Raw genomic sequence first — 21,679 nt, forward strand, 5'->3', positions numbered from 1 at the left:
GGCAAGATAGCCGAAATAAAAAAGCCCGCTACCGAAGGGCAGCGGGCTTTTTCGTGACAGCCAGGCAAGGAAAGCGTGACCGGCTAGCGGGTTATTTGCACCCATCCTTTGTAGGTACGCTTGGTGCGGTCTAGATTACCGAATTCCACCTCAGCCTGGTAGAAGTACATTCCTTCCACCACCGATGGCGCAGCTCCACCTTCTGCACGACTACCGCCGCCGCTCCAGTTGATGAGCGGGTCGGCGCTGCTCTCGTAGATTTTCACGCCCCAGCGGTTGAATACTGTGAACTTGGTGCTACGAATCGGGGTGAAGACCTTGGGCCGGAACGTGTCGTTCTTACCGTCGCCGTTGGGAGTGAAGATGTTAGGCAGCAGGAACAGCTGGCAATCATCCTTGCACGCTATGTTGCTGCGCACACTCCGGGTTCCGCTGGAATCGACAGACTGCACCGCATAGCAACCAGCTTCAGAAGTGAGGTTCAGGTGCTGATACGTGGTTTGCGTGGCCGGCACCGAGGTCAGGAAGCGCAATGAATCCTGGCTGTTGGGCGCATAGTAGATGTTGTACGAAGCAATGGCGCGGCTGCAGTCAGGCGGCGTATTGCCCAGCGTCCAACTCAGATTGTTCGTGTACACCGCTCCGCTTATAGGCGTGGCAGGCAAATCGAACAGGCGGCTGGCCAGACTGTCGCAGTTGGTGCGCTTGAGAGAAAGCACCGGCGCGCAAGGCACGTTACGCAACGCAATGCACTGCTGCTGGCTTAGATTAATCAGGTCACTGGGCAGTCGATTGCCATCGTATGCTCCATTCGTCGAGACGTAGTAGCAATATGTCTGGCCTTTCACGAGCCGCTGTGCGGCCGTGCCTTCATCCAGATAAGAGCCTCCGGTAGCGGTGCCGGTTACGGTAGCAATAGCCACGAAGGGGTCGTTGGCAGCGGGTCCTTTGCGGTACACAGTGGTAGGGCGCAGGGCATTGTTCCACGGCACATTGTAAGTCCAGCGGAGCGAAATGCCGTTTAGAGCAGTGGCACTGACGGCCGGCACGGCTGTGCCGTCTATCCGTACACTAGAAGCTGCCGTAGCCGTTTCGGCCACCAGATTCTGGCTGAGCAACTCTACCCGGTAGCTGTACGAGCGGTTTTGTGTGTCCAGCGAAGGGTCAGCATCCACGTAAGTGGTGTCGCTGACGTTGCTGATGGTGGCAATGGTCGTGAACGGGCCGGTTGTGGTCTGCCCTACTGCCCGGGACACCCGGTATTGCTGCGGATCAGCAAAAGGCGGCGTGCTGACCGGCTTGGTCCAGCGCACCGTAATCTGGCCATTGGTAGGAGCCGTCCGGTCTACCGTGACGTTGCGCATCAACAGGGGGCGGCCAGCAAAGTCGATGCAGGCTTCCTGCGACACTTGGCTTTTGCCACCGGCGGGCAGCGGAAACTCCACATATATCCGATAGCAATAAGTCTTACCCCGCTCTAGCCCGGTTCCGCCGCCGTTATCGACGAACGATAACAGGTCTGTAGTACCCAAAGGCGAAGGATAGGTTAAAGTGCCGATTTGAGTGAAGCCCGACCCAGCCGGGATACCCGTATCGCAAGGACCTGGATTCAACGTGGATGCCCCTTCCTTGCGGAAAATCAGGATGCGGGCCCCGGGCTTGCGGCACAGGTAGCTGTTCCAAGTGAGTACCGCGCTTCGGACGCCTGTGTTGCCGGGCGCTACCCGCAGGTTCTGCGGAGCCGGCCCAATAACGGTGATGTTCCACACGCGCTGGTCAATCAGGGGCGTGGGGTTGGTCCCACCAGGCTGGTCTTCAGCTGTAAAGCTGACCCGAACAGGCTGGTTGGCAATATTGGAGCAGTCAGGCGTCCAGCGGAAGGTACCGGTAGCCGTGGGCGGGCCGGAGGCGTTCTGCACGAAAGTGGCCGGAGGCAGAATACCGCTGTTCGCCGTCAGCCGGATAGGGTTGCCATCAGCATCTGTGGCCGTTACGGTGCCCGTGATGAGCGTACCGGCTACCACGCAGATATCAGGCGGAATGGTCAGGATGGGGCGCTGGTTATTGGTCGGCTTCACGTTGATCTGCATGTCGCGAATCACTTCCCCAATCAGACGGCGTCCAAAGGATGTACGCCGCCATTCCTGCACCACAAATGCCACGTTGTATTCGCCCACCGTACCCGGTGAGTTCCAGATAATAGTACCCGTACGCCGGTTCTGCTGGAAGATAGAGGCATTGCCCGGAATGCCATTCGGACTGTCGCCGGAAGGGTCGGTATAGGCAACCTGCACGCCATTGTTGGATCCCCCCCCCAGTCGGTTGGGCAGTACATAGCCCGTAACGCGGGTCGAGTCAACAACGAAGCACGGCGGCTGAGGGCCGGTGATGCCGCCTACTACCTGCATGCTGGGCCGCAGTTTAAACACCAGCGAGTCACCGTCCGGGTCGTACGCCGATGGGTTGTGCAGAAACACCTGGCCCACAGCCGCATTATCGATAGAGGGCTTGGTCAGAATGGGTGAGCGGTTCTGCCCCAGCCCTGGGTCAATGGTGAAGGTGGTGGAAATGTAGAACGACTGCGCGCTGGAGGCACTCATATTCAGAACGCCGCCATTGCGGTTTTCCCCTATATAATGTACTGTGTAAGTGCTAGGCGCACTATATGTATGCTCGAAAAAGTAGACGTTGCGCTGCGTCTCACTATTTACGGCCACCGCAGAGGCCCGCGGAATAATCTGCGGCGGACCACAGTCGCCGAAAAAGATGGTCACGCTGGACTCATCCGGAATACCCCCAGTGGGCGTTTTCTGGTAGAGCACCATCTTGAAAAATACCCGTCGCGGGTTGTTGCCGGGCCCTACAGTAGTATCAATTTTGGCCTGTATGTCGCCGGCGCGCAGGTGGGTTGCCTGCACCTGGGTAGCCCAGCTCAGCAATAGGGCAAGGAGTAGCAGCAACGGGCCACGCCGTGCCAACCGGGATAGTAAGGAAAGAACCATAGAGAAACGTACGTAAAGGGACAACAACAACTCCGGCCCAGCAGCCAAAAGAACCATAAAGCAACCTAACAAAAATTATACCTGAGAGGTTACTAAGGAGGTTCAGCCTATAGGGGTTGTAACGGGATTGACTGCGGATTGATTCACGGATGACAACGCTCAACTCCTATAGTTTATTTGGATTGTTTCCTAGTAGGTCCGCCCTTACCTTTGGCTGATTCACCGAACCCACCAAAACCTTTCATTCGCTCCTATGAGTTGGATTAGCAACACGTTTTCCAGCAGCATTGGCCGCAAAATCGTTATGGCCGCCACCGGCCTCTTTTTGTGTTCTTTTCTGGTAGTCCACTTAGTTGGCAACCTCCAATTATTTAAGAACGACGGCGGCCTGGCGTTTAACGCCTACTCCGAGTTCATGAGCCACAACACCATTGTCCGGATTCTGGAAATCGGGCTGGTTGCCGGCTTCGGGCTTCACATTTTCGAAGGGTTGCTGCTGGCATCCAAAAACAAAGCCGCTCGCGGCAGCAGCTACGTTTCCAACCACATTGAGCAGAATAGCCCCTGGCACTCGCGCAATATGGCAGTACTGGGAAGCTTAGTGCTGTTTTTCCTGATTGTGCATCTCTACAATTTCTTCGGCACGCTGCGTTTTGGGGAGCCGCTGAAGGACGCGCAAGGCAATGAAAACGCGTATGCACTGGTTGTTGATGCTTTCCACAACATTTTCTACGTGGCGCTCTACGTGCTGGCGCAGTTTGCCCTGCTCTACCACTTGTTGCATGGTTTCCAGAGTGCCTTCCAGACGCTGGGCCTCAACCACCGCAAATACACTCCCCTCATCAAACTGGTGGGTGTAGTCTTCTCCGTTGTAGTCTGCGCCGGCTTTGCGGCCATGCCCATCTACTTCTACTTCTTTAAATAGATATTAAGCTCTACTGCCAATGTTTCCGGAGTCTAAAATTCCCGAAGGCCCACTGGCCGAGAAGTGGGACAAGCACAAGTTCAATGTCAAGCTCGTAAACCCCGCCAACAAGCGGAAGTACGATGTCATTGTAGTCGGCACCGGCCTGGCCGGTGGCGCAGCGGCCGCCTCACTGGCCGAACTGGGCTACAACGTAAAGGCTTTTACCTTCCACGACTCACCACGCCGCGCCCACTCCATTGCGGCGCAGGGCGGCATCAACGCAGCCAAAAACTACCAGAACGACGGCGACTCCGTGTTCCGGCTGTTTTATGACACCATCAAAGGTGGTGACTACCGGGCCCGCGAAGCCAACGTGTACCGCCTCGCGCAGGTATCGGTCAACATCATCGACCAATGCGTAGCGCAGGGCGTTCCTTTCGCCCGCGAGTACGGCGGCTTGCTGGCTAACCGCTCTTTCGGCGGTGCGCAGGTGAGCCGGACGTTCTACGCCCGCGGCCAGACCGGACAGCAGCTGCTGCTGGGTGCCTATTCGGCCCTCTCGCGCCAGATTGCCTATGGCAAAGTGAAGATGTACACACGGTCCGAAATGCTGGATGTGGTAGTCGTTGACGGGCAGGCCCGCGGCATTATCACCCGCAACCTCATTACGGGCGAGATTGAGCAGCACGCGGCCCACGCCGTGGTATTGGCTACCGGCGGTTACGGCAACGTATTCTACCTGAGCACTAATGCTATGTACTGCAACGCCACTGCTGCGTGGCGGGCCCACAAGCGAGGCGCTTACTTCGCCAACCCTTGCTTCACCCAGATTCACCCCACTTGTATTCCCGTATCCGGCGACTACCAGTCGAAGCTGACACTGATGTCGGAGTCGCTGCGGAACGACGGCCGCGTGTGGGTACCCAAGACGGTGGAAATGGCAGAGCGGGTACGCAAAGGCGAAATCAAGCCTCAAGACATTGCCGAGGATGACCGTGACTATTTCCTGGAGCGCAAATACCCTGCATTCGGCAACCTAGTACCACGCGACGTAGCCTCGCGCAACGCCAAGCAGATGTGCGACGAGGGTCGTGGCGTCGGGTCAACTGGCCTGGCTGTCTACCTCGATTTCGCCGATATCATCAAGCGGACGGGTGCCGAAGCAGTGAGCCAGAAGTACGGCAACCTGTTTGCCATGTACGAGAAAATCACCGACGAGGACCCCTACAAACAGCCGATGCGCATCTATCCGGCGGTACACTACACCATGGGGGGCCTGTGGGTTGACTATAACCTGCAAACCACCGTTCCTGGTCTGTACGCTACCGGCGAGTGCAATTTCTCAGACCACGGCGCTAACCGCCTCGGGGCTTCGGCTCTGATGCAGGGCCTGGCTGACGGCTACTTCGTGATTCCCTACACCATTGGGGACTACCTGGCCTCTACGCCGCCCAAACCCGTTACGACCGAACACCCAGCCTTCAAACAGGCCGAGGCCGATGTGCGGGGCCGCATCAGCAAGCTGATGAGCATCAACGGAACCCGCACGCCCGACGACTTCCACAAACATCTGGGCCACCTGATGTGGGAATACTGCGGCATGGCGCGTAACGCCGAAGGGCTCAAGCACGCCAAAGCAGAGATTCAGAAGTTGCGCCAGGAGTTCTGGAGCGACCTAAAGCTGTCCGGCACAGAAGGAGAATTGAACCAAGCCCTAGAAAAAGCCGGCCGTGTTGCCGACTTCCTGGAACTGGGTGAATTGATGGTGGACGATGCTCTGGACCGCAACGAAAGCTGCGGTGGCCACTTCCGTGAGGAATATGCTACGGAGGACGGCGAAGCCAAGCGTAACGACGATGACTATGCCTACGTGGCTGCCTGGCAGTATGTGGCCGACAATCAGCCCGAAATCCTGAACAAGGAGCAGCTGACATTCGAAAACGTGAAGCTCACGCAGCGAAGCTATAAGTAAGCTGACTGCAACCAGCTGCCGCACTTCGCGGTGGCTGGCTTTCACCTCATTTAAAACGAAAGCTTACCGCCTGCGGCGAAGAGCTTGAATCTTATAAAAACATGGCCGGAAGTAACCCCAACGCCAAACCAATGAATCTTACGCTGAAAGTGTGGCGGCAGAAAAACCGCAACACGGAAGGCAAGATCGTAGACTACCAGGTAAAGGATATTTCGCCCGAAATGTCTTTCCTGGAAATGCTGGACGTGCTCAATGAGAATCTGTTGCGCCAAGGCGACGAGCCGGTAGCTTTTGACCACGACTGCCGCGAAGGCATCTGTGGCTCGTGCAACCTGTTCATCAACGGCCGTGCCCACGGCCCGGAGTCCGGCACAACTACCTGCCAGCTGCACATGCGCAAGTTCTCCGACGGCGATACTATTGTCATCGAGCCCTGGCGTGCAAATGCCTTCCCCGTGAATAAGGATCTGAGCGTGGACCGCTCAGCCTTCGACCGGATTATTCAGGCGGGCGGCTACGTAAGCGTAAACACAGGCGGCACTCCTGATGGCAACGAAATTCCAATTCCGAAAGAAATTGCGGACCGTGCCTTCGAAGCGGCTACCTGCATTGGGTGCGGCGCCTGCGTGGCATCCTGCAAAAATGCCTCCGCTATGCTTTTCGTTTCGGCGAAGGTTAGCCAGCTGGCGCTGTTGCCACAGGGCCACGTAGAGCGCAAAACTCGTGTCGAGAACATGGTGGCTCAGATGGACAAGGAAGGATTTGGTGCCTGCACCAACATCGGCTCTTGCGCGGCAGAATGCCCGGTTGGCATCTCGCTCGAAAATATTGCCATCCTGAACCGTGAATTCCTGGCGGCCAAAGCTACTTCGAATAACCTCGTGTAGGTAACACGGTTATACTAATAAGGTACAAAAAGCGAAGCGGCCTGCCGTTTCGCTTTTTTTGTTGACACATGGCGGAACAGGTCGTAAGCAGAACCAACACCCTCTTTCTTGTTGCCGAACAGGTTCAGCAGCCTCACGTTCTTAATTTCCTATCTATCATAGATGATAACCATCATTGCAGGCACTAATCGTCCTGATTCCCGAGCTCGGCGCATTGCTGACATCTACGCAACGCTTCTGCGTGAGCAGCAGGTGACGTACCAACTGCTGGACCTGGTAGAGCTGCCAGCCGATGTGAGCGTTTCGGCGCTGTACGACAATACCGGCCGCCACGACGACTTCAACCGATTGGCGGATATGGCTGCCGCTGCCGATAAGCTGGTGCTGGTAGTGCCGGAGTACAATTGCTCCTATCCCGGAGTGCTCAAAACTTTCATCGATGGGCTACCCTACCCTGGCGGCATCCGAGGCAAAAAGGCCGCATTGATCGGACTAGGAACCGGTGCGCAAGGCGGTTTGCTGGCGCTGAGCCATCTGACCGATGTGCTGATGTACCTGGGCACTGCCGTGCTGCCTACCCGTGTCCGCTTACCGTTCATCGACCAGCACCTGACGAAAGACGGGAAGCTGACCAACCCGTTTTATCAGCAACTACTGGAGGAGCAGGCAGCACAACTGCTTGCATTTTAAGAAAGAAACGCCCGCTGCGACAGTATTGCTGAGCTAGCAGCCTATATTTGCCCTGCTTCCTTCGTCTTTTTCACTACCATGGCACGCGTGCTAGCTCTTTTTTTGGCTGCTCTGATGCTACTCCAGACATTCAGTCGGGAGCTGTTGGTGGTGGATTACCAAATGCACAAAGAGCGTATTACACAGCTCTTCTGCGTGAACAAAGACAAGCCGCAACTGCGCTGCAATGGCAAGTGCCATTTGGCCAAGCAACTGCGCAAAGCCTCCGACTCAGAGAGCAAAACACCCGCTTCCGGCTTCGCCAAAGTAAAGTATGATGTGGTGTTGCCCTTTGTTTTCTGGGTAGTGGCGCCCACATACGCCTACCCGTTGCCGCTGCGCTTTGCGCCAGCGGCCTCGGTACACTACGCTTTTGCGCCAGCACAAAGCGTGTTTCATCCGCCAGCCCTGAAGGCCTGATGTCCGACTTCCCACGCCTATTCAGGGCGTGGTATTTGCTGCTGTGCTCACCTGTTGGCCTTTTGCCTCTGCACACAGCACCATTGTCTGCATTTCCTTCATACGCCTTCCGAAAGATGAAAATATTGAAATACGCGGCCCTGTTTCTGGCTTTATCTGCCCCTTTCTCCCTCACCTCCTGCGACGAAGACAAGGATGTGCAGCAGGGCAACGTCAGCATAGAATTTGAGAATGTGGCCGGTTCTGTGCCGGTGCAGTTGGGCAGTACCACGTACAAAACGGCTGCCGGCGACACCTTTTCGGTTTCTACGCTACGCTACTACATTTCCAACATCAAGCTGAAGAAAGCCGACGGCACTGAGTTTGTGCAGCCGGAAAGCTACTATCTACTTGATGAGGCACTGCCCGCGACCAAAACGTTTACTATTCCCAACGCCCCGGCCGGCGACTACACTGGCCTGACGTTTACGATTGGGGTAGACAGCGCCCGCAACGTAGCTGGGGCCCAGACTGGCGCGCTGGCCCCTTCCGACATGTTCTGGAACTGGAACACCGGCTACATCTACACAAAGCTGGAAGGCCGCTACAGTCCTTCTAAAACGAATGGGCCGCTTGTATTGCATATTGGAGGCTTCAAGTCACCGAACAACACCATCCAGACCGTGTCGCCGGCAATGACTAACAAAGTCATCCAGATTCGGGAAGGCCGGACGCCACAAGTGCATCTGAAGGCCGATATACTGAAGATGTTTACCGGTGTCAGCACCATTCGCCTCGCCACCGTCAACAATGTAATGGGCGGTCCGAATGCCGTGTTGGTCGCCAAAAATCAGGCCGCCGGCATGTTTACCGTCGACCATATCCACGGCAACTAGCGGTAACTGCCCTTGGCCCGCATGAGAGGCATATGCACTTTCGCCCGCAGCTGGCTGCTAGTGGCGCTACTCGTGGCTGGCAGTTGCCGGCCTGATGCGGACGTACGCCCGAATGAGGAAGTGCCCGGCACCGCTGTGCCGGGCAACTTCCCAGTGCCAGTATATGGGACCGACAAAAACCCACCTACTCGCGCCGCCTTTGAGCTAGGGCGCACGCTCTTCTATGACCCACGTCTGTCACGAACCGGTGATATATCGTGTGGCAGCTGCCATCAGCAATTCGTAGCGTTTGCGCATGCCGGCCACCAACTCAGCCACGGCGTGGATAATCGGCTGGGTACGCGTAACGCTCCCGCACTACAGAACCTGCGCTGGAAGCCCAATTTCTTCTGGGATGGTGGGCCGAGCAACATCGAAACGATGCCTCTCGCACCCATCACCAACCCAGTAGAAATGGACGAAACGCTCGACAATCTGGTGCGCAAGCTCAATGCCGACGCCGAATATAAGCGGCGTTTTGCGGCAGTATTCGGCGGCTCAGGTCCCATTGATTCCTACCAGTTTCTTCGGGCGCTGGCGCAGTTTACGGCCGCACTGACTTCTGCCAACTCGCGCTACGACCACTACGCCCGCCACGAAGCCGGTGGCACGCTGAGTGATGCCGAGTTGCGGGGCCTGAGCGTGCTGCGTCAGAAATGTGGCTCTTGCCATACCGGAGAGCTGTTCACGGACGAGTCGTTCCGCAACAATGGGCTGGACCGCAGTTTCCCACTGGACTCAGGCCGGGCACATATTACGCAGCGCAGCATTGATGTAGGCCGTTTCAAGGTGCCTAGCCTGCGCAACGTGGCGCTGACGGGGCCTTACATGCACGATGGCCGCTTTCAGACCCTGACCGAAGTGCTGGACCACTACGACCACGGCATGGTGGACTCCAAGACGCTGGACCCACAATTTCGGCAGCAGGGAGCCAGACTTGGTATTCCTCTCTCGGCCCAGGACCGCCAAGATCTGCTGGCGTTCCTGTCGACGCTTACGGATGAAGAGTTTCTGCGTGATCCGCAGCTGTCTGAGCAATAGCTGTCCTGTTGCGTCGCTCAGACCGAACCCTTAAAACCAGCGCTGTACTGCGCTGTTGCTTATGTTTTCTAAAAAAATATTACTCCTGCTGCTGGCACTGCTGCCAGTGCAGGCCGGTTTGGCCTGCGACATTTGCGGCTGCTTTATGGGCATCACGCCCTATGATAATCAGAGCAGTTTTTCACTGATGCACCGCTACCGGATTTTCAACGGCTATCAACATCTTGGCCAGAACCCGCAGTTCTTTCCGACCGGTGCTCACCCTGTGGTGCCGCAGCCGCTGAATGGCACAGATGCCGGCTATACCCATTCCCACAAGGGCGACCCTACCGATTTCGAGGCATTCCGGGTGATAGAACTACGGGGCAAATATTTTCTGGCCCAGCGTCTGGAGCTAAATGCCTTTGTGCCGGTTGCCATGAACACGTCACAGATCAATGGCCGGCAGATTAATCTTAGCGGGCTGGGCGACGTGACCATGTTTGCCGGTTACCACCTCATCCGCAACATCGAAACGGCCGGCGTGCAGAACCGCGTGATTGTAGGAGGTGGCGTCAAATTGCCGACGGGCAGCTTCACACGCCAAAAAGCCGACGGCAGCCGCTACCCTACCCTCACCCAGCCGGGCACCGGCACCACCGACGGCTTTTTGTACGCTAACTACATCGGCAGCTACCGCAACGTGGGACTTAGCCTAAACACAAGCTACCGCCGAGGCGCAGCTAACCGTTTCGAGGAAGGGTTGGCACCCGGTGTAACGGCATTTGCGAATCTGTTTTACCGGGTGGCGTTAGGCCAGGACTGGCAAGTTTATCCGTCGGCGCAACTGTTCTATGAAAAGACCAAAGGCGAGTTTTTTGAGGGCCGGCTTACGGGGGAGCACGCCATGAACAATGCCTTGTTAGGACCAGGCCTGGATGTGTACTACAAAAATTTGTCGCTGAACACTAGTGTGCAACTTCCGGTATACACCGCTGCTACCGACCACCCCGCGAGTGCCGGCCGGATAGTAGTAGCAGTAGGCTATAGCTTCAACCAAACTAAGTACTTGTTTAAGTAGCCCAGAAGCAACCAGACAGCGGGTAGCTCATTGGCTGTCAGTAAGTGAAACTGAACTTGCTGTGTTCTGTGTTGCCACAGGAAATAGTATCTTGAGCTTTCTTCACTTTAATCCAGCGTATGCCGTTAAGTAGTACCCGTTTGCGTTCCTGCCTGCTACTTTCAGCAGCTGTATTGCTTTCTGCGGCAGCATGCCATAGAGAAGAACCGCAGCCTGCCGACCCGAAACCAGATGCGCCTACGCCCTACACGCTGGTACTGCCTACGCAACTGCCTCAAAACGTACTCATTCCTGCTGACAATCCACTGACCGTGGAAGGCATAGACCTGGGGCGCAAGCTGTTCTACGAAACCCGCCTTTCCAGCAACAACACCATGTCGTGTGGGAGTTGTCACCAGCAAAGCAAAGCCTTCACGGATGGCCGCCGGCTGGCCGTTGGTGTTGACGGCATTGCGCACCAGCGTAACTCGATGTCGCTGGTGAATTTGCTATGGGAGCCCACTCTGAACTGGGACGGGGCAGCTACTACTCTGGAAACGCAGGCCCGCAAGCCCATCGAAAACCCAGTTGAGTTGCACCAGTCGCTGGCCACAGGCGTAAGCAAGCTGCAGCAAACTCCGCTCTATCCGCCGCTGTTTGCCAAGGCCTTCGGTTCGAGCACCATCACGGAGGCCAACGTGCTCAAAGCATTAGCCCAATTCGAACGAACCCTTATTTCGGGAAATTCACGCTACGAAAAGTCACTTTTGGGGCAAACCCGCCTGAATGATGATGAGCGTGCTGGCAAGCTACTCTACTTCAACCATCCTGGTGAGGGTGGTAATTCCAGCGCCCGGGGTGGCTCCTGCGACCATTGCCATAACGGCAACAACTTCACTTTCACGAATGCCACCTTCGCTACGGCTGGTGGCACAGCCGAATTCGTCAACAACGGGCTGGACATGACATTCGCGGATCCTGGGCGCTTCAATGTGACGGGCCGCAACGGCGACAAAGGCTTGTTCCGGGTACCTACACTGCGCAATATTGCTCTGACTGCCCCCTACATGCACGATGGCCGCTTTCAGACCCTGGAAGAAGTAGTGGACCACTACAACGAGCACATCGAGCGGAACAGTCCCAACGTCAATCCTATTCTGCTTTTGTCTAATCCAGCTCCGGCCGGTAGTAACAGCACCACCCTGAACCTAACGGCCAACGAAAAGCGGCAGCTTGTGGCTTTCCTGAAAACGCTGACTGACTCCACATTCATCCAGGACCCGCGTTTTTCCAACCCTTTCTAACCGAAGGCAGTCTTTCCACCTGCTTCTCTCATCCTCATGCAGCAGGCAGTTTCTCGGCTGATTTTAGTGCTGGTTGGCTTGCTCTCAGCAGCTTGCTCCTCTTTCTCCTCTACTCGTCAGCTTAGTCCTGACCGCGAAACAGGTTCTCCGCGCTATATTTTGCCGGCGGATACTGCGGCAAAGCCAATGCCAGTGCAAGAGCCGCATCGGTAGACTTATACTAAAAAGGCCGCCGCAGATTCTGCGGCGGCCTTTTTAGTATAAGTCTACCGTGGATTTTAGTCCACGTTATCGTGCAAGAACCGGTTGTCGCCCAGCAGCTCATTGTCATCAGAGAGATTGAAGCGGCTGATGTTACGCTCTGAGGAAGGCGTCACGTTTTCCAGCTTCACCTGCCGACGTAGATAGGCTGGTGTTTCCAATTGGTCCTTAATGGCATCGTTGGTGAGGCCGTTGCTCAACTCCTGCAGGCGGCGGCGGCGCTCCTCCGCACGGGCATCAAGCGCCGGACGGCCGGGTAGTGGGGCGGCCGGCTGCGTTGCATGGTATACCACTGGCTCGGGGGCTGGCGCAGACGGAGCCGCTACAGGCGGTACCTGTCCTGTGTAAGGCGACGTCTCCAGATCGAACTTTACCGGCTGCGGCTCGGGCATGGCAGCCGGCTGCGAAACAGGTGCACTCGTGAAGGACGGTACCACCGGAGCAGTAGTTACGTCCAGAGGCTCTTTGTTAAAAACGTTGAGCTGTGCTTCCGGCTGGGCAACTGGCGCTTCTTCTTCACGAGGGGGAACAGCCGTGATAGTGTGTGCTTCACGCGCAAAGCCGGTTGCAATGACCGTCACGCGGATGCTCTGGCCCAGCGTAGCGTCGATGCCATGGCCGAAAATAACCTCAGCATTCTGGCCTGCTTTATCCTGAATGCACTCGGTAATTTCCGTCAGTTCGTCCATCTCCAGTTCGGCTTGGTCGCCGGACATGATGCTAAGCAGGATGCGCTGGGCACCGTGAATGTCGGTGTTGTTGAGCAACGGCGAAGCCAGGGCCTCTTCCGCAGCACGACGGGCGCGGTTTTCGCCCTCCGTGATGCTGGAGCCCATTACGGCCGCGCCACTGTCCTTCATCACCGTTTTCACGTCTTCAAAGTCCACGTTCACATCGGCTGTCACCGTAATGATTTCAGCAATGGACTTGGCAGCGGTGCTGAGCACATTATCGGCTTTGGCGAAAGCGGAGCGGATAGGCAGGTTACCGTAAATCTCGCGCAGCTTATCGTTAAGAATCACGAGTACGGTGTCGCAGTTTTCGCTCAACTCTTTGATGCCGTGCTCTGCCTGCTGACGCTTCTTCTTGCCCTCGAACATGAACGGCGCCGTCACTATTCCCACCGTGAGGATGCCTAGTTCCTTGGCAACCTTGGCAATGACTGGCGCTGCCCCGGTACCGGTGCCACCGCCCATACCGGCCGTGATAAACACCATTTTGGTACCATTGCTCAGCAACTCCCGAATCTGCTCGCGGCTTTCAATAGCTGCTTGCTTGCCCCGTTCTGGATTAGCTCCGGCGCCAAGTCCTTCGGTCAGGTCGAGTCCGATCTGCAGGCGGTTAGGCACCGTGGAAGAAGCCAGCGCCTGCTTATCGGTGTTGCAAATGACGAATTCCACGTCCTTAATGCCCTGGCTAAACATGTGGTTTACGGCATTAGAGCCGCCCCCACCCACGCCAATCACCTTGATGATGGACTTGGACTGCGCCGGGATGTCGAATTTATAATTCATTGGTTGGGGTCTTGGGACTTGGGGACTGTGGGTCTTGGTTTCTGCTACAGGAGTTTCCAGTCAATAAAGTTCCGCCATGCAGAACTGTTAGACCAAGCTCCTGAGTCCCCAAGACTCCAATCAACTAGTACTGCTTATCATCAAAATCGTCGATCAGCAACCCTTTGGTACGGCTGATGATGTCGCTCAGGAATTTGCTGGCACCGGAAGGCTTTTTGGGTTCAGCCGGCTTCTGCGCTTCTGGTTTTGGAGCGGAGGCAGGTATGTGCAATGGAGCGGGTGCAGCAACCTGTTGCTGGTAGGCAACGGCAGGCTTCTGCTGCTGCTCCTCCTGCTCGTAGTTATTGCGGTTCAGGCGCTCATCCAATGAGCGGTAACCGGCCAGAACGAGACCCACCGTGGTAGCATACATCGGCGACTTCACCGCTTCGATTTTGCTTTTGCCCAAGTGCTCATTCGGATAACCGATCCGGGTGTCGAGGCCTGTAACGTACTCTGTGAGTTGCACCAGATTCTGCAGCTGTGCGCCGCCGCCCGTCAGCACGATACCGGCTGCCAGCTTATCGGCGTGGCCCGTCCGCTGAATTTCGGCGTACACCAACTCAATTATTTCCTCCATGCGGGCCTCAATGATATAGGCCAGATTCTTGAGAGAAATTTCTTTAGGAGCACGGTCGCGCAGGCCGGGAATGCTTACGATTTCGTAATCGGAAGCTTCTTCCGCAATGGCTTTGCCGAATTTCACCTTTAGCTGCTCCGCCTGGTTTTGCATTACCTGGCAGCCCTGCTTGATGTCGGAGGTGACGATGTTGCCACCAAACGGCAGTACTGCCGCGTGGCGGATAATGCCATCCTTGAAAATAGCCAAGTCGGTAGTGCCGCCGCCAATATCAATCAGCGCAACGCCCGCCTCTTTCTCTTCATCCGACAGCACCGACATGCTGGAAGCCAGCGGCTCCAGAATCAGGTTATCAATTTCAAGACCAGCTTTGTTGACGCACTTGTTGATGTTGTTGATGGCTGTGCTCTGAGCCGTGATGATGTGGAAGTTGCCTTCCAGACGCACGCCCGACATGCCTACTGGGTCCATGATACCCTCCTCGTAATCCACCTTGTAGTCTTGGGGCATTACGTGAATGATCTGGGAGCCGGGAGGCGTCACGAGACGGTACATATCACCGGTGAGGCGCTCCACATCTTCCTGCGTGATTTCGCTATCCGCAGAAGCCCGCGTGATGCTGCCGTTGTGTTGCAGGCTCTTGATGTGCTGGCCAGCAATACCCACGTTCACCACGCCGATATTGATGCCCGATTGCTCTTCTGCCTGCCGAATAGCCCGCTTAATGGCGTCAACGGTTTTATCGATATTCGATACAATGCCTCGCACCACACCTTCGGACACGGCTTTGCCCATGCCCAGAATTTCTAGCTTACCAAATTCGTTTTTGCGGCCCACAAGGGCGCAGATTTTGGTGGTTCCAATGTCGAGGCCGACTACAATCTTATCGTGTTGCATGGGGAGGTTGTCGGGTTAAGCTGGCGGGCAAGGGCAGTGTGAGGCGGTGTGTTAGGGGCAAAAATAGGCTTTTCAAGCCAATAGAGCGAGAAAATCTCACTCACAAATTATCTGGTCTTTAAACTCAACGTTGACGCGGTGGTACGTATCCCAGCCCAAGGCCGGAGGTATTTGACGGTAAAATACCATCAGTTTCGCAAATTTCTCCGAAATATTCTCAGGAAAGCCAAATTCTACCTGCTGATCTCCTATTTGCTGCGTGAACGAAACCTTGCCGTTGGCTCCTATAAAGACCTCCGCTACCTGAGCACGCCAAAAGGAATGCTCGTCGATGTAGCGCAGTAGTTCCAGATACCGCAGACCGGTGGAATCCTGAAAAAAAGCAGCGGCTAGTGGTTGCCCACCGGGCCGCGACACCGGCACAACCCGCGCCGTGAACAGGGAAGACAGCGGCAGTTTGTGTCCATCCGCATCAAGGTAGAAGTCCTGGCGGGTGTCGGCGTGCACGAGGCGTGCGATGGGGCGATTCTGGCGCACGTCGGCATGCAGATTGCCGGCCAGGTCGCGGTAGATCTGTGCGTCCTTTACAAAGCTGTGCGCTTTCAGGCGGGCTTCCAGAGCTGGCAGGTTGAGTTCTTGGGGTGTGGTACCTTCCAGGCGTTGCTCGCCGTTGCGGGTGAGCAGGTTCGTTACCTCTCGCTCGCTGATGAAGTAGTTGTTGAACTCATTGCCGATGGTGACAATAACCTGCCCAACGGGCCGATTAGCCTGTTTCACGCCGGCAAACACGGCCAGCCCGCCCAGCAGCACGAGGCAGCCGGTGGCAAACAGCACATTATTTACCTTACGCTTGAGTTCCATTCCACCGAAGATGTAAAATATTCTTTAAACGCGGAACCAACTGGTCAATATCGCCGGCGCCGACAGTGGCTAATACGTCGAAATCCGATTGGGTTTCGGCATTAGCGAGAATTTCCTCCCGGCTTTGCACTGATTTACGGGGAGCAGTTATTTGGGACAAAATCAATTCGGACGTCACACCGGGTAGTGGCAGTTCGCGTGCTGGATAGATGTCCATTAGCACCACTTCATCGGCAAGGCTCAGACTCTCAGCAAATCCGGGTGCAAAGTCGCGGGTGCGGGTGAACAGATGCGGCTGGAAAACCACCCGCAGCCTGCGGCCCGGATACAGGGCTCGCAGGGAACGAAGAAAGGCCTCGATTTCGCGTGGATGATGGGCATAATCATCTACATAAACTTTCTGCCCGTCCTCTGCTTCGGCAGTCAGAATGAATTCAAAGCGGCGCTTTACGCCTCGGTAAGCAGCTACAGCTGTTTGTAACTTTTCCGCGCTGACTCCCTCCAACTGAGCCACACAGGCGGCGGCCAGCATGTTTTCCACGTTGTGGTAGCCGGGAACTGCCAGCGTGAGTGCTGCTACCGTTCCCTGTGGCCCGTGCAGGTCGAACCGGAATTCGTGGCCCTGGGCGGTGATGTTGTCGGCGTACAACTCAGGCCCTTGTTCGGGCGAAAGACCGTAACGGATAACCCGTACGCCGGCCGGTACCGCCGTTGCCACGCTGTCATCAGCGGTGTGGTTGAGGATGAGCGTACCGCCAGGCTGAATCTGGCCTACAAACTGCCGGAACGACTCTACCAGCGCGTCTTTGTCGCCGTAGATGTCGAGGTGGTCAGCGTCGGTGCTCGTGACGATGGCAATTTCGGGGTGCAGGGTCAGAAAGCTCCGGTCGTACTCATCGGCCTCCACCACAATGGGCACGTTGGCTTCGCCGGCCGGTGGCAAAAGCAGGTTGGAGCCCAGATTTACGGAGAGGCCGCCCAGGAAAGCCGCGCAGGGCACGCCGGCATAGTGCAGCAGGTGCGCTACCATGCTGCTGGTAGTGGTTTTGCCGTGCGTGCCGGCCACGGCAATAGTGCGGTGCCCGGCCGTGAGTACACCCAGCACCTGGCTGCGCTTGCGGATATCGTAGTCGTTTTCGCGCAGCCAGGCCCACTCCAGATGGTTTTTGGGAATGGCGGGCGTCAGGACTACCAGCGTCTGGGCGCGGTTGTGGCGCACTGCGGCCGGAATGCTTTCTACGGCATCGTCAAAATGCACCACAATACCTTCCGCAACCAGCGCGTCGGTTAGGGGCGTGCGGGTTTTGTCGTAGCCCGAAACCTGGTGGCCATTGGCTTGAAACCAGCGCGCCAGCGCCGACATACCGATGCCTCCAATACCGAGGAAGTAGACGTAAGGAAAGGCGGCGACTGGGTTCAAAGGAAGGAGGAATTACAGAGTAAAAAGGAGAAAGTGGCAGGCCGGAGGCATATCAATTTCTGTAGACGTGGCGCAAGCGGTGTTTTCAAGGAGCTTTTCCGATGAGAGTCAGCAGCTCATTTACGATGGTGGCCGTGGCCTCCGGATGAGCTAGCTTGCGCACATTGGCGCTGAGCTGCTGCTGCCGGGCCGGGTTCTGGAGCAGCGCCAACGCCTCATCGTAGAGGCGCGTGGCGGCCTCTGTGTCCTTCACCAGCAGCGCGGCATCGTGTTTCACCAAGGCCATGGCGTTTTTGGTTTGGTGGTCTTCGGCCACGTTGGGCGAGGGCACCAGAATGCTGGGCTTGCCCGTGAGGCACAGCTCCGACACCGACAAAGCTCCGGCGCGGCTAATCACCACATCGGCGGCGGCGTAGGCTAGGTCCATGCGCTGCACAAATTCCAGCGCGTGCAGGTTAGCGGCCGCGAAAGGAGCGGCTTGCTCCTGCGCCGTGGGGTAGTAGAGTTTGCCGGTTTGCCAGAGTAGCTGCACTCCGGCTGCCTGCAGGCGCGGCAGCGCGGCGGCCGTGGCTTGGTTGAGTGTGCGGGCGCCCAAGCTACCGCCAATAACGAGTAGCACCGGCCGCGTGGCATCAAGGCCGAAAAAGGCCAGTGCCGCGGCCCGGTCGCCGGTTGCTATTTCAGTGCGCACGGGGTTGCCGGTCAGCACCAGCTTTTCCGTCGGGAAAAACTTGCCCATGCCTTCGTAGGCCACGCAGATTTTATCTACGCGGCGAGCTAGTAGCTTATTTACAAGGCCTGCATAGGAATTCTGCTCCTGAATGAGTGACGGAATACCCCGCGACGTGGCAGCCAGCAGCACCGGCGCCGAGGCATAGCCGCCCACACCCACCACCGCATCGGGCCGGAAGCCCTCAATGAGCTTGCCGGCTTTGCGCACCGCCCGCATCACCCGAATCGGAAATAACAGATTCTGTGGGGTAAGGCGGCGTTGCAGCCCGCTGATGTCGAGGCCCACGATTTGATAGCCGGCTTCGGGCACGCGTGTCATCTCCATGCGGCCGTTGGCGCCCACAAACAGGATTTCGGCATCGGGCAGGCGGCGGCGCAGTTCGTTGGCAATTGCCACCGCCGGGAAGATGTGCCCGCCCGTACCGCCTCCGCTGATGATTACACGCATTATGATTGGTTGATTGTCAGGTACTGATTGGGGACTGCAGGGATTCGGTTTCTAGTAGGCGCCGAAACAGCCATTGGGTTACGCGTAGGCCGTTTTCTTGGGAATCCGGGCGGTATCAGCCGGTTCGCCCACCATGGGTCTTATTTCCCGCTCACCCCGACTCACCGCCAGAATAATGCCCACACTGATACCGGTGAAGATGAGCGAGGTACCACCCATACTCAGCAGCGGCAGCGGCAGACCCGTAATTGGGCCTAGCCCTACGGCCACACCCATATTCACCATGGCCTGCAGTACCAGACTGAAGGTAAGGCCGGCCGCCAGCAGCCCCCCGAAGGCTCCGTGGCTGTTTACTACCGTTAGCAGTCCTCGATACAGGAAAGCCAGATAGAGGAACAGCACCGTCACGCCGCCCACCATACCGTATTCTTCGATAATGACGGCGTAGATGAAGTCGGAGTATGGGTGCGGCAGAATATTACGCTCGGTGCTGTTGCCGGGTCCTTTACCCGTGATACCGCCCGTGGCAATTGCTATATAGGAGTGTTCCAGCTGGAACGGCACCGGTTTGCTTTTATCAGTGAAGCTTTCGATGCGCGAAAGCACCGTTTTGTAGCGCTGACCGGAGGCCAGACCCACGCCCCCAACTACTATCCCAATAGCAACCATCACGGCCATCTGCTTGAGCGGCACGCGCCCGATGAACATGAGTAGCAAGCAGGTAGCAAACAGCAGTAGCGCCGTGGAGGCATTACTCATGATGATGATACCACAAATCAACCCTACCCACAGCATCACTGGCAACAGCGTGGCTTTGAAGTCATTGACGTGCTGCTGGCGGCGACTGAGCATGGAAGCCAGATGCGAAATCAGGGCCAGCTTGGCTAAGTCGGAGGGCTGAAAGGTTTGGTTGATGACCGGAATGGTGAGCCAGCGCGAAGCATCGTTGAGGGTAGTTCCGCCCATGAAAAACGTGAACAGCAGCAGCGGCACTGACAGCAGCAGCGCGTACAGCGAGAGGCGCGAGTAGTAGCGGTAGTCGATGCGGTGGGCCAGCCACATCAGCGCCAGCCCCACAAAAATGAGGCTGGTGTGCTTGAACAGAATCATTTCGGTGGTGCCGGACCGGCCGCGCAGCTCGTTTTTGTAGGCGAGTGTGCCCGTAGCCGAGTACACCACGGCCATGCTGATGAGCGAAAACAGAATCACGATGCCCCAGAGTACCGGGTCACCCTTCAGGTTCTGCCGTAGCCAGTTTTTAATGATGTCCATAAGGCACGTATTTTCGCTTATTGGGCTGTTTTTTGTCGCTCTGCTACCTTATTCGCCGGATTTCTCGTTGGTTTCGTCGTCGGCAAATCGGGCCACCGCCTGGGCAAACTGCCGGCCGCGGTCTTCATAGTTCCTGAACAGGTCGAAGCTGGCGCAGGCGGGCGAGAGCAACACCACGTCACCGTTTTCGGCCAGTTCGGCGGCGCGCCGAACGGCGGTTTCCACGCTTTGCGTTTCCTCCAACAACGGTACTACGCCGCCAAAACTGGCTTTCAGCTTTTCATTGTCCACTCCTAGGCAGATAAGCGCCTTCACGCGGGATTTGGCCAGTGGCACCAGCGTGGAGTAGTCATTGCCTTTGTCGGTGCCGCCCGCAATCCATATGATGGGCTGCCGGATGCCATCCAACGCGTACCACGCGGCCTCCACGTTAGTCGCCTTAGAGTCGTTGATGAAACGCGCGCCGTTGATGCTCCCCACCGGTTGCAGGCGGTGGTCGGCGTTGCGGAAGGTGCCCAGCGAGGCTTCAATCTGCTCGGTACTCAGGCCAGCTACCCGCGCGCAGAGTACGGCGGCTAGCATGTTCTGGCGGTTGTGCTGCCCAATAAGTGGCGAGGCGCTGATGCTTATTTCTTCTCCGTCCAGGCTTAACCCCGGATTCAGATTAGAACACAAATGGTCTTCCTGCGTGTAGTAAGCCGCTAAGTGGTAGTCGGGGCGGTGGTGCAGGCTGAAAGGCAGCTGATTGACGGGCCGCAGTGCCGCCTGAAAGTAGCGCTGAATATTCTCGTCGTCGGCGTTGTAGATGAACCAGCCGGAACTGTCCTGATTGCGCATGATACGCAGCTTGGCCAAGGCATAGAGTTGCAGCGAATAGCCATAGCGGTCCAGGTGGTCGGGCGTGATATTGAGCAGCACCGAAATCCAGGGCTGAAACTCGTAAGTGTCATCCAGCTGAAAGCTGCTCAGCTCCACCACGTAGTACTCAAATTTGTCCTCAATCACCTGCTCGGCCAGCGAGTACCCCACGTTGCCAGCAAGGCCTACGCTATAGCCTGCTTCTTTCAGCAGGTGGTAGGTAAGCAGCGTGGCGGTTGTTTTGCCGTTAGTGCCCGTGATGCAGATGCACTTGGCTTTGGTGTAGCGGCCCGCCAGCTCAATTTCCGAAATGATGGGAATGTCCTGTTCGCGCAGTGCCTGGATTATGGGCGCTTTTTCCGGAATACCGGGACTTTTCACTACTTCGTCGGCGCGCAGCACTTCGGCTACGGTATGCGTGCCTTCCTCAAACCGAATACCCGCCTGCGTCAGCTTTTCCTTGTAAACAGGCTGAATGGGGCTTTGGTCCGATACGAACACCGTATGGCCTTTAGCCTGCGCCAGTAGCGCGGCCCCTACCCCACTTTCTGCGGCTCCGAGGATGACGTAGTGCATAGTTTG

At 56.8% G+C, this 21,679-nt stretch carries 17 protein-coding genes; 9 read left to right on the forward strand and 8 right to left on the reverse strand.

Annotated elements, in window-relative coordinates:
• Positions 1-83 precede the first annotated feature (83 nt).
• Positions 84-3,002 carry a T9SS type B sorting domain-containing protein gene (locus tag H4317_RS13550; RefSeq protein WP_185887118.1) on the reverse strand — a complete coding sequence of 973 codons (2,919 nt, stop codon included), beginning with the start codon at positions 3,000-3,002 and terminating at the stop codon, positions 84-86.
• A 253-nt stretch (positions 3,003-3,255) separates the two neighbouring features.
• Between H4317_RS13550 and H4317_RS13555 the strand changes: the two genes are divergently transcribed.
• The 9 genes from H4317_RS13555 to H4317_RS13595 all read left to right on the forward strand — a co-directional run bounded on the left by H4317_RS13555 (position 3,256) and on the right by H4317_RS13595 (position 12,215).
• The gene (locus H4317_RS13555) at positions 3,256-3,927 is read left to right on the forward strand and encodes a succinate dehydrogenase cytochrome b subunit (RefSeq protein WP_185887119.1); all 672 of its coding nucleotides are present in this window, start codon (positions 3,256-3,258) and stop codon (positions 3,925-3,927) included.
• Positions 3,928-3,946: 19 nt separating this feature from the next.
• Entirely contained in the window at positions 3,947-5,881 is a 1,935-nt protein-coding gene (locus tag H4317_RS13560; protein ID WP_185887120.1) for a fumarate reductase/succinate dehydrogenase flavoprotein subunit, read from the forward strand.
• A 131-nt stretch (positions 5,882-6,012) separates the two neighbouring features.
• Complete coding sequence (locus H4317_RS13565; RefSeq protein ID WP_185890044.1) at positions 6,013-6,768, forward strand: succinate dehydrogenase/fumarate reductase iron-sulfur subunit; 756 nt, start codon at positions 6,013-6,015, stop codon at positions 6,766-6,768.
• Positions 6,769-6,930: 162 nt separating this feature from the next.
• Entirely contained in the window at positions 6,931-7,458 is a 528-nt protein-coding gene (locus H4317_RS13570) for an NADPH-dependent FMN reductase (RefSeq protein WP_185887121.1), read from the forward strand.
• 78 nt (positions 7,459-7,536) lie between these two features.
• A complete protein-coding gene (locus H4317_RS13575) occupies positions 7,537-7,917 on the forward strand; it encodes a hypothetical protein (RefSeq protein ID WP_185887122.1) in 381 nt (126 codons plus the stop codon).
• Between the two features lie 116 nt (positions 7,918-8,033).
• On the forward strand, positions 8,034-8,792 hold the full coding sequence (locus H4317_RS13580) for an MbnP family protein (RefSeq protein WP_185887123.1): 759 nt from the start codon (positions 8,034-8,036) through the stop codon (positions 8,790-8,792).
• Between the two features lie 21 nt (positions 8,793-8,813).
• A complete protein-coding gene (locus H4317_RS13585) occupies positions 8,814-9,872 on the forward strand; it encodes a cytochrome-c peroxidase (RefSeq protein ID WP_185887124.1) in 1,059 nt (352 codons plus the stop codon).
• A 61-nt stretch (positions 9,873-9,933) separates the two neighbouring features.
• The gene (locus H4317_RS13590; RefSeq protein WP_185887125.1) at positions 9,934-10,932 is read left to right on the forward strand and encodes a hypothetical protein; all 999 of its coding nucleotides are present in this window, start codon (positions 9,934-9,936) and stop codon (positions 10,930-10,932) included.
• Positions 10,933-11,105: 173 nt separating this feature from the next.
• A complete protein-coding gene (locus tag H4317_RS13595; RefSeq protein WP_221899162.1) occupies positions 11,106-12,215 on the forward strand; it encodes a cytochrome-c peroxidase in 1,110 nt (369 codons plus the stop codon).
• A gap of 278 nt (positions 12,216-12,493) precedes the next feature.
• On the opposite strand, the gene ftsZ is transcribed toward H4317_RS13595, so the two are convergent.
• From ftsZ to murD, 7 genes are all read right to left on the reverse strand, one after another.
• Positions 12,494-13,990, reverse strand: coding sequence for a cell division protein FtsZ (gene ftsZ / locus H4317_RS13600; RefSeq protein WP_185887127.1), 1,497 nt, complete (start codon positions 13,988-13,990; stop codon positions 12,494-12,496).
• A 124-nt stretch (positions 13,991-14,114) separates the two neighbouring features.
• Complete coding sequence (gene ftsA, locus H4317_RS13605; RefSeq protein ID WP_185887128.1) at positions 14,115-15,506, reverse strand: cell division protein FtsA; 1,392 nt, start codon at positions 15,504-15,506, stop codon at positions 14,115-14,117.
• 96 nt (positions 15,507-15,602) lie between these two features.
• The gene (locus tag H4317_RS13610; RefSeq protein ID WP_185887129.1) at positions 15,603-16,367 is read right to left on the reverse strand and encodes a cell division protein FtsQ/DivIB; all 765 of its coding nucleotides are present in this window, start codon (positions 16,365-16,367) and stop codon (positions 15,603-15,605) included.
• Positions 16,351-17,730 carry a UDP-N-acetylmuramate--L-alanine ligase gene (gene murC, locus H4317_RS13615; RefSeq protein WP_185890045.1) on the reverse strand — a complete coding sequence of 460 codons (1,380 nt, stop codon included), beginning with the start codon at positions 17,728-17,730 and terminating at the stop codon, positions 16,351-16,353. Before murC ends, H4317_RS13610 begins: the two co-directional genes overlap by 17 nt.
• Before the next feature lie 142 nt (positions 17,731-17,872).
• Complete coding sequence (gene murG, locus H4317_RS13620; protein WP_185887130.1) at positions 17,873-18,967, reverse strand: undecaprenyldiphospho-muramoylpentapeptide beta-N-acetylglucosaminyltransferase; 1,095 nt, start codon at positions 18,965-18,967, stop codon at positions 17,873-17,875.
• A 78-nt stretch (positions 18,968-19,045) separates the two neighbouring features.
• A complete protein-coding gene (locus H4317_RS13625) occupies positions 19,046-20,239 on the reverse strand; it encodes an FtsW/RodA/SpoVE family cell cycle protein (protein ID WP_185887131.1) in 1,194 nt (397 codons plus the stop codon).
• A gap of 48 nt (positions 20,240-20,287) precedes the next feature.
• Positions 20,288-21,673 (reverse strand): UDP-N-acetylmuramoyl-L-alanine--D-glutamate ligase, encoded by a 1,386-nt coding sequence (murD, locus tag H4317_RS13630; RefSeq protein ID WP_185887132.1) that lies wholly within the window; start codon positions 21,671-21,673, stop codon positions 20,288-20,290.
• Positions 21,674-21,679 lie beyond the last annotated feature (6 nt).

The organism is Hymenobacter sediminicola (assembly GCF_014250515.1).
Classification (GTDB): domain Bacteria; phylum Bacteroidota; class Bacteroidia; order Cytophagales; family Hymenobacteraceae; genus Hymenobacter; species Hymenobacter sediminicola.

Coding starts and splice junctions, on each gene's coding strand:
- H4317_RS13610 (WP_185887129.1), bottom strand. CDS start 16,367: ATGGAACTCAAGCGTAAGGTAAATAATGTGCTGTTTGCCACCGGCTGC.
- ftsA (WP_185887128.1), bottom strand. CDS start 15,506: ATGCAACACGATAAGATTGTAGTCGGCCTCGACATTGGAACCACCAAA.
- H4317_RS13580 (WP_185887123.1), top strand. CDS start 8,034: ATGAAAATATTGAAATACGCGGCCCTGTTTCTGGCTTTATCTGCCCCT.
- ftsZ (WP_185887127.1), bottom strand. CDS start 13,990: ATGAATTATAAATTCGACATCCCGGCGCAGTCCAAGTCCATCATCAAG.
- murC (WP_185890045.1), bottom strand. CDS start 17,730: ATGTCGGCGCTGGCGCGCTGGTTTCAAGCCAATGGCCACCAGGTTTCG.
- H4317_RS13575 (WP_185887122.1), top strand. CDS start 7,537: ATGGCACGCGTGCTAGCTCTTTTTTTGGCTGCTCTGATGCTACTCCAG.
- H4317_RS13570 (WP_185887121.1), top strand. CDS start 6,931: ATGATAACCATCATTGCAGGCACTAATCGTCCTGATTCCCGAGCTCGG.
- H4317_RS13550 (WP_185887118.1), bottom strand. CDS start 3,002: ATGGTTCTTTCCTTACTATCCCGGTTGGCACGGCGTGGCCCGTTGCTG.
- H4317_RS13555 (WP_185887119.1), top strand. CDS start 3,256: ATGAGTTGGATTAGCAACACGTTTTCCAGCAGCATTGGCCGCAAAATC.
- murD (WP_185887132.1), bottom strand. CDS start 21,673: ATGCACTACGTCATCCTCGGAGCCGCAGAAAGTGGGGTAGGGGCCGCG.
- H4317_RS13590 (WP_185887125.1), top strand. CDS start 9,934: ATGTTTTCTAAAAAAATATTACTCCTGCTGCTGGCACTGCTGCCAGTG.
- H4317_RS13560 (WP_185887120.1), top strand. CDS start 3,947: ATGTTTCCGGAGTCTAAAATTCCCGAAGGCCCACTGGCCGAGAAGTGG.
- H4317_RS13565 (WP_185890044.1), top strand. CDS start 6,013: ATGAATCTTACGCTGAAAGTGTGGCGGCAGAAAAACCGCAACACGGAA.
- H4317_RS13585 (WP_185887124.1), top strand. CDS start 8,814: ATGAGAGGCATATGCACTTTCGCCCGCAGCTGGCTGCTAGTGGCGCTA.
- murG (WP_185887130.1), bottom strand. CDS start 18,967: ATGCGTGTAATCATCAGCGGAGGCGGTACGGGCGGGCACATCTTCCCG.
- H4317_RS13625 (WP_185887131.1), bottom strand. CDS start 20,239: ATGGACATCATTAAAAACTGGCTACGGCAGAACCTGAAGGGTGACCCG.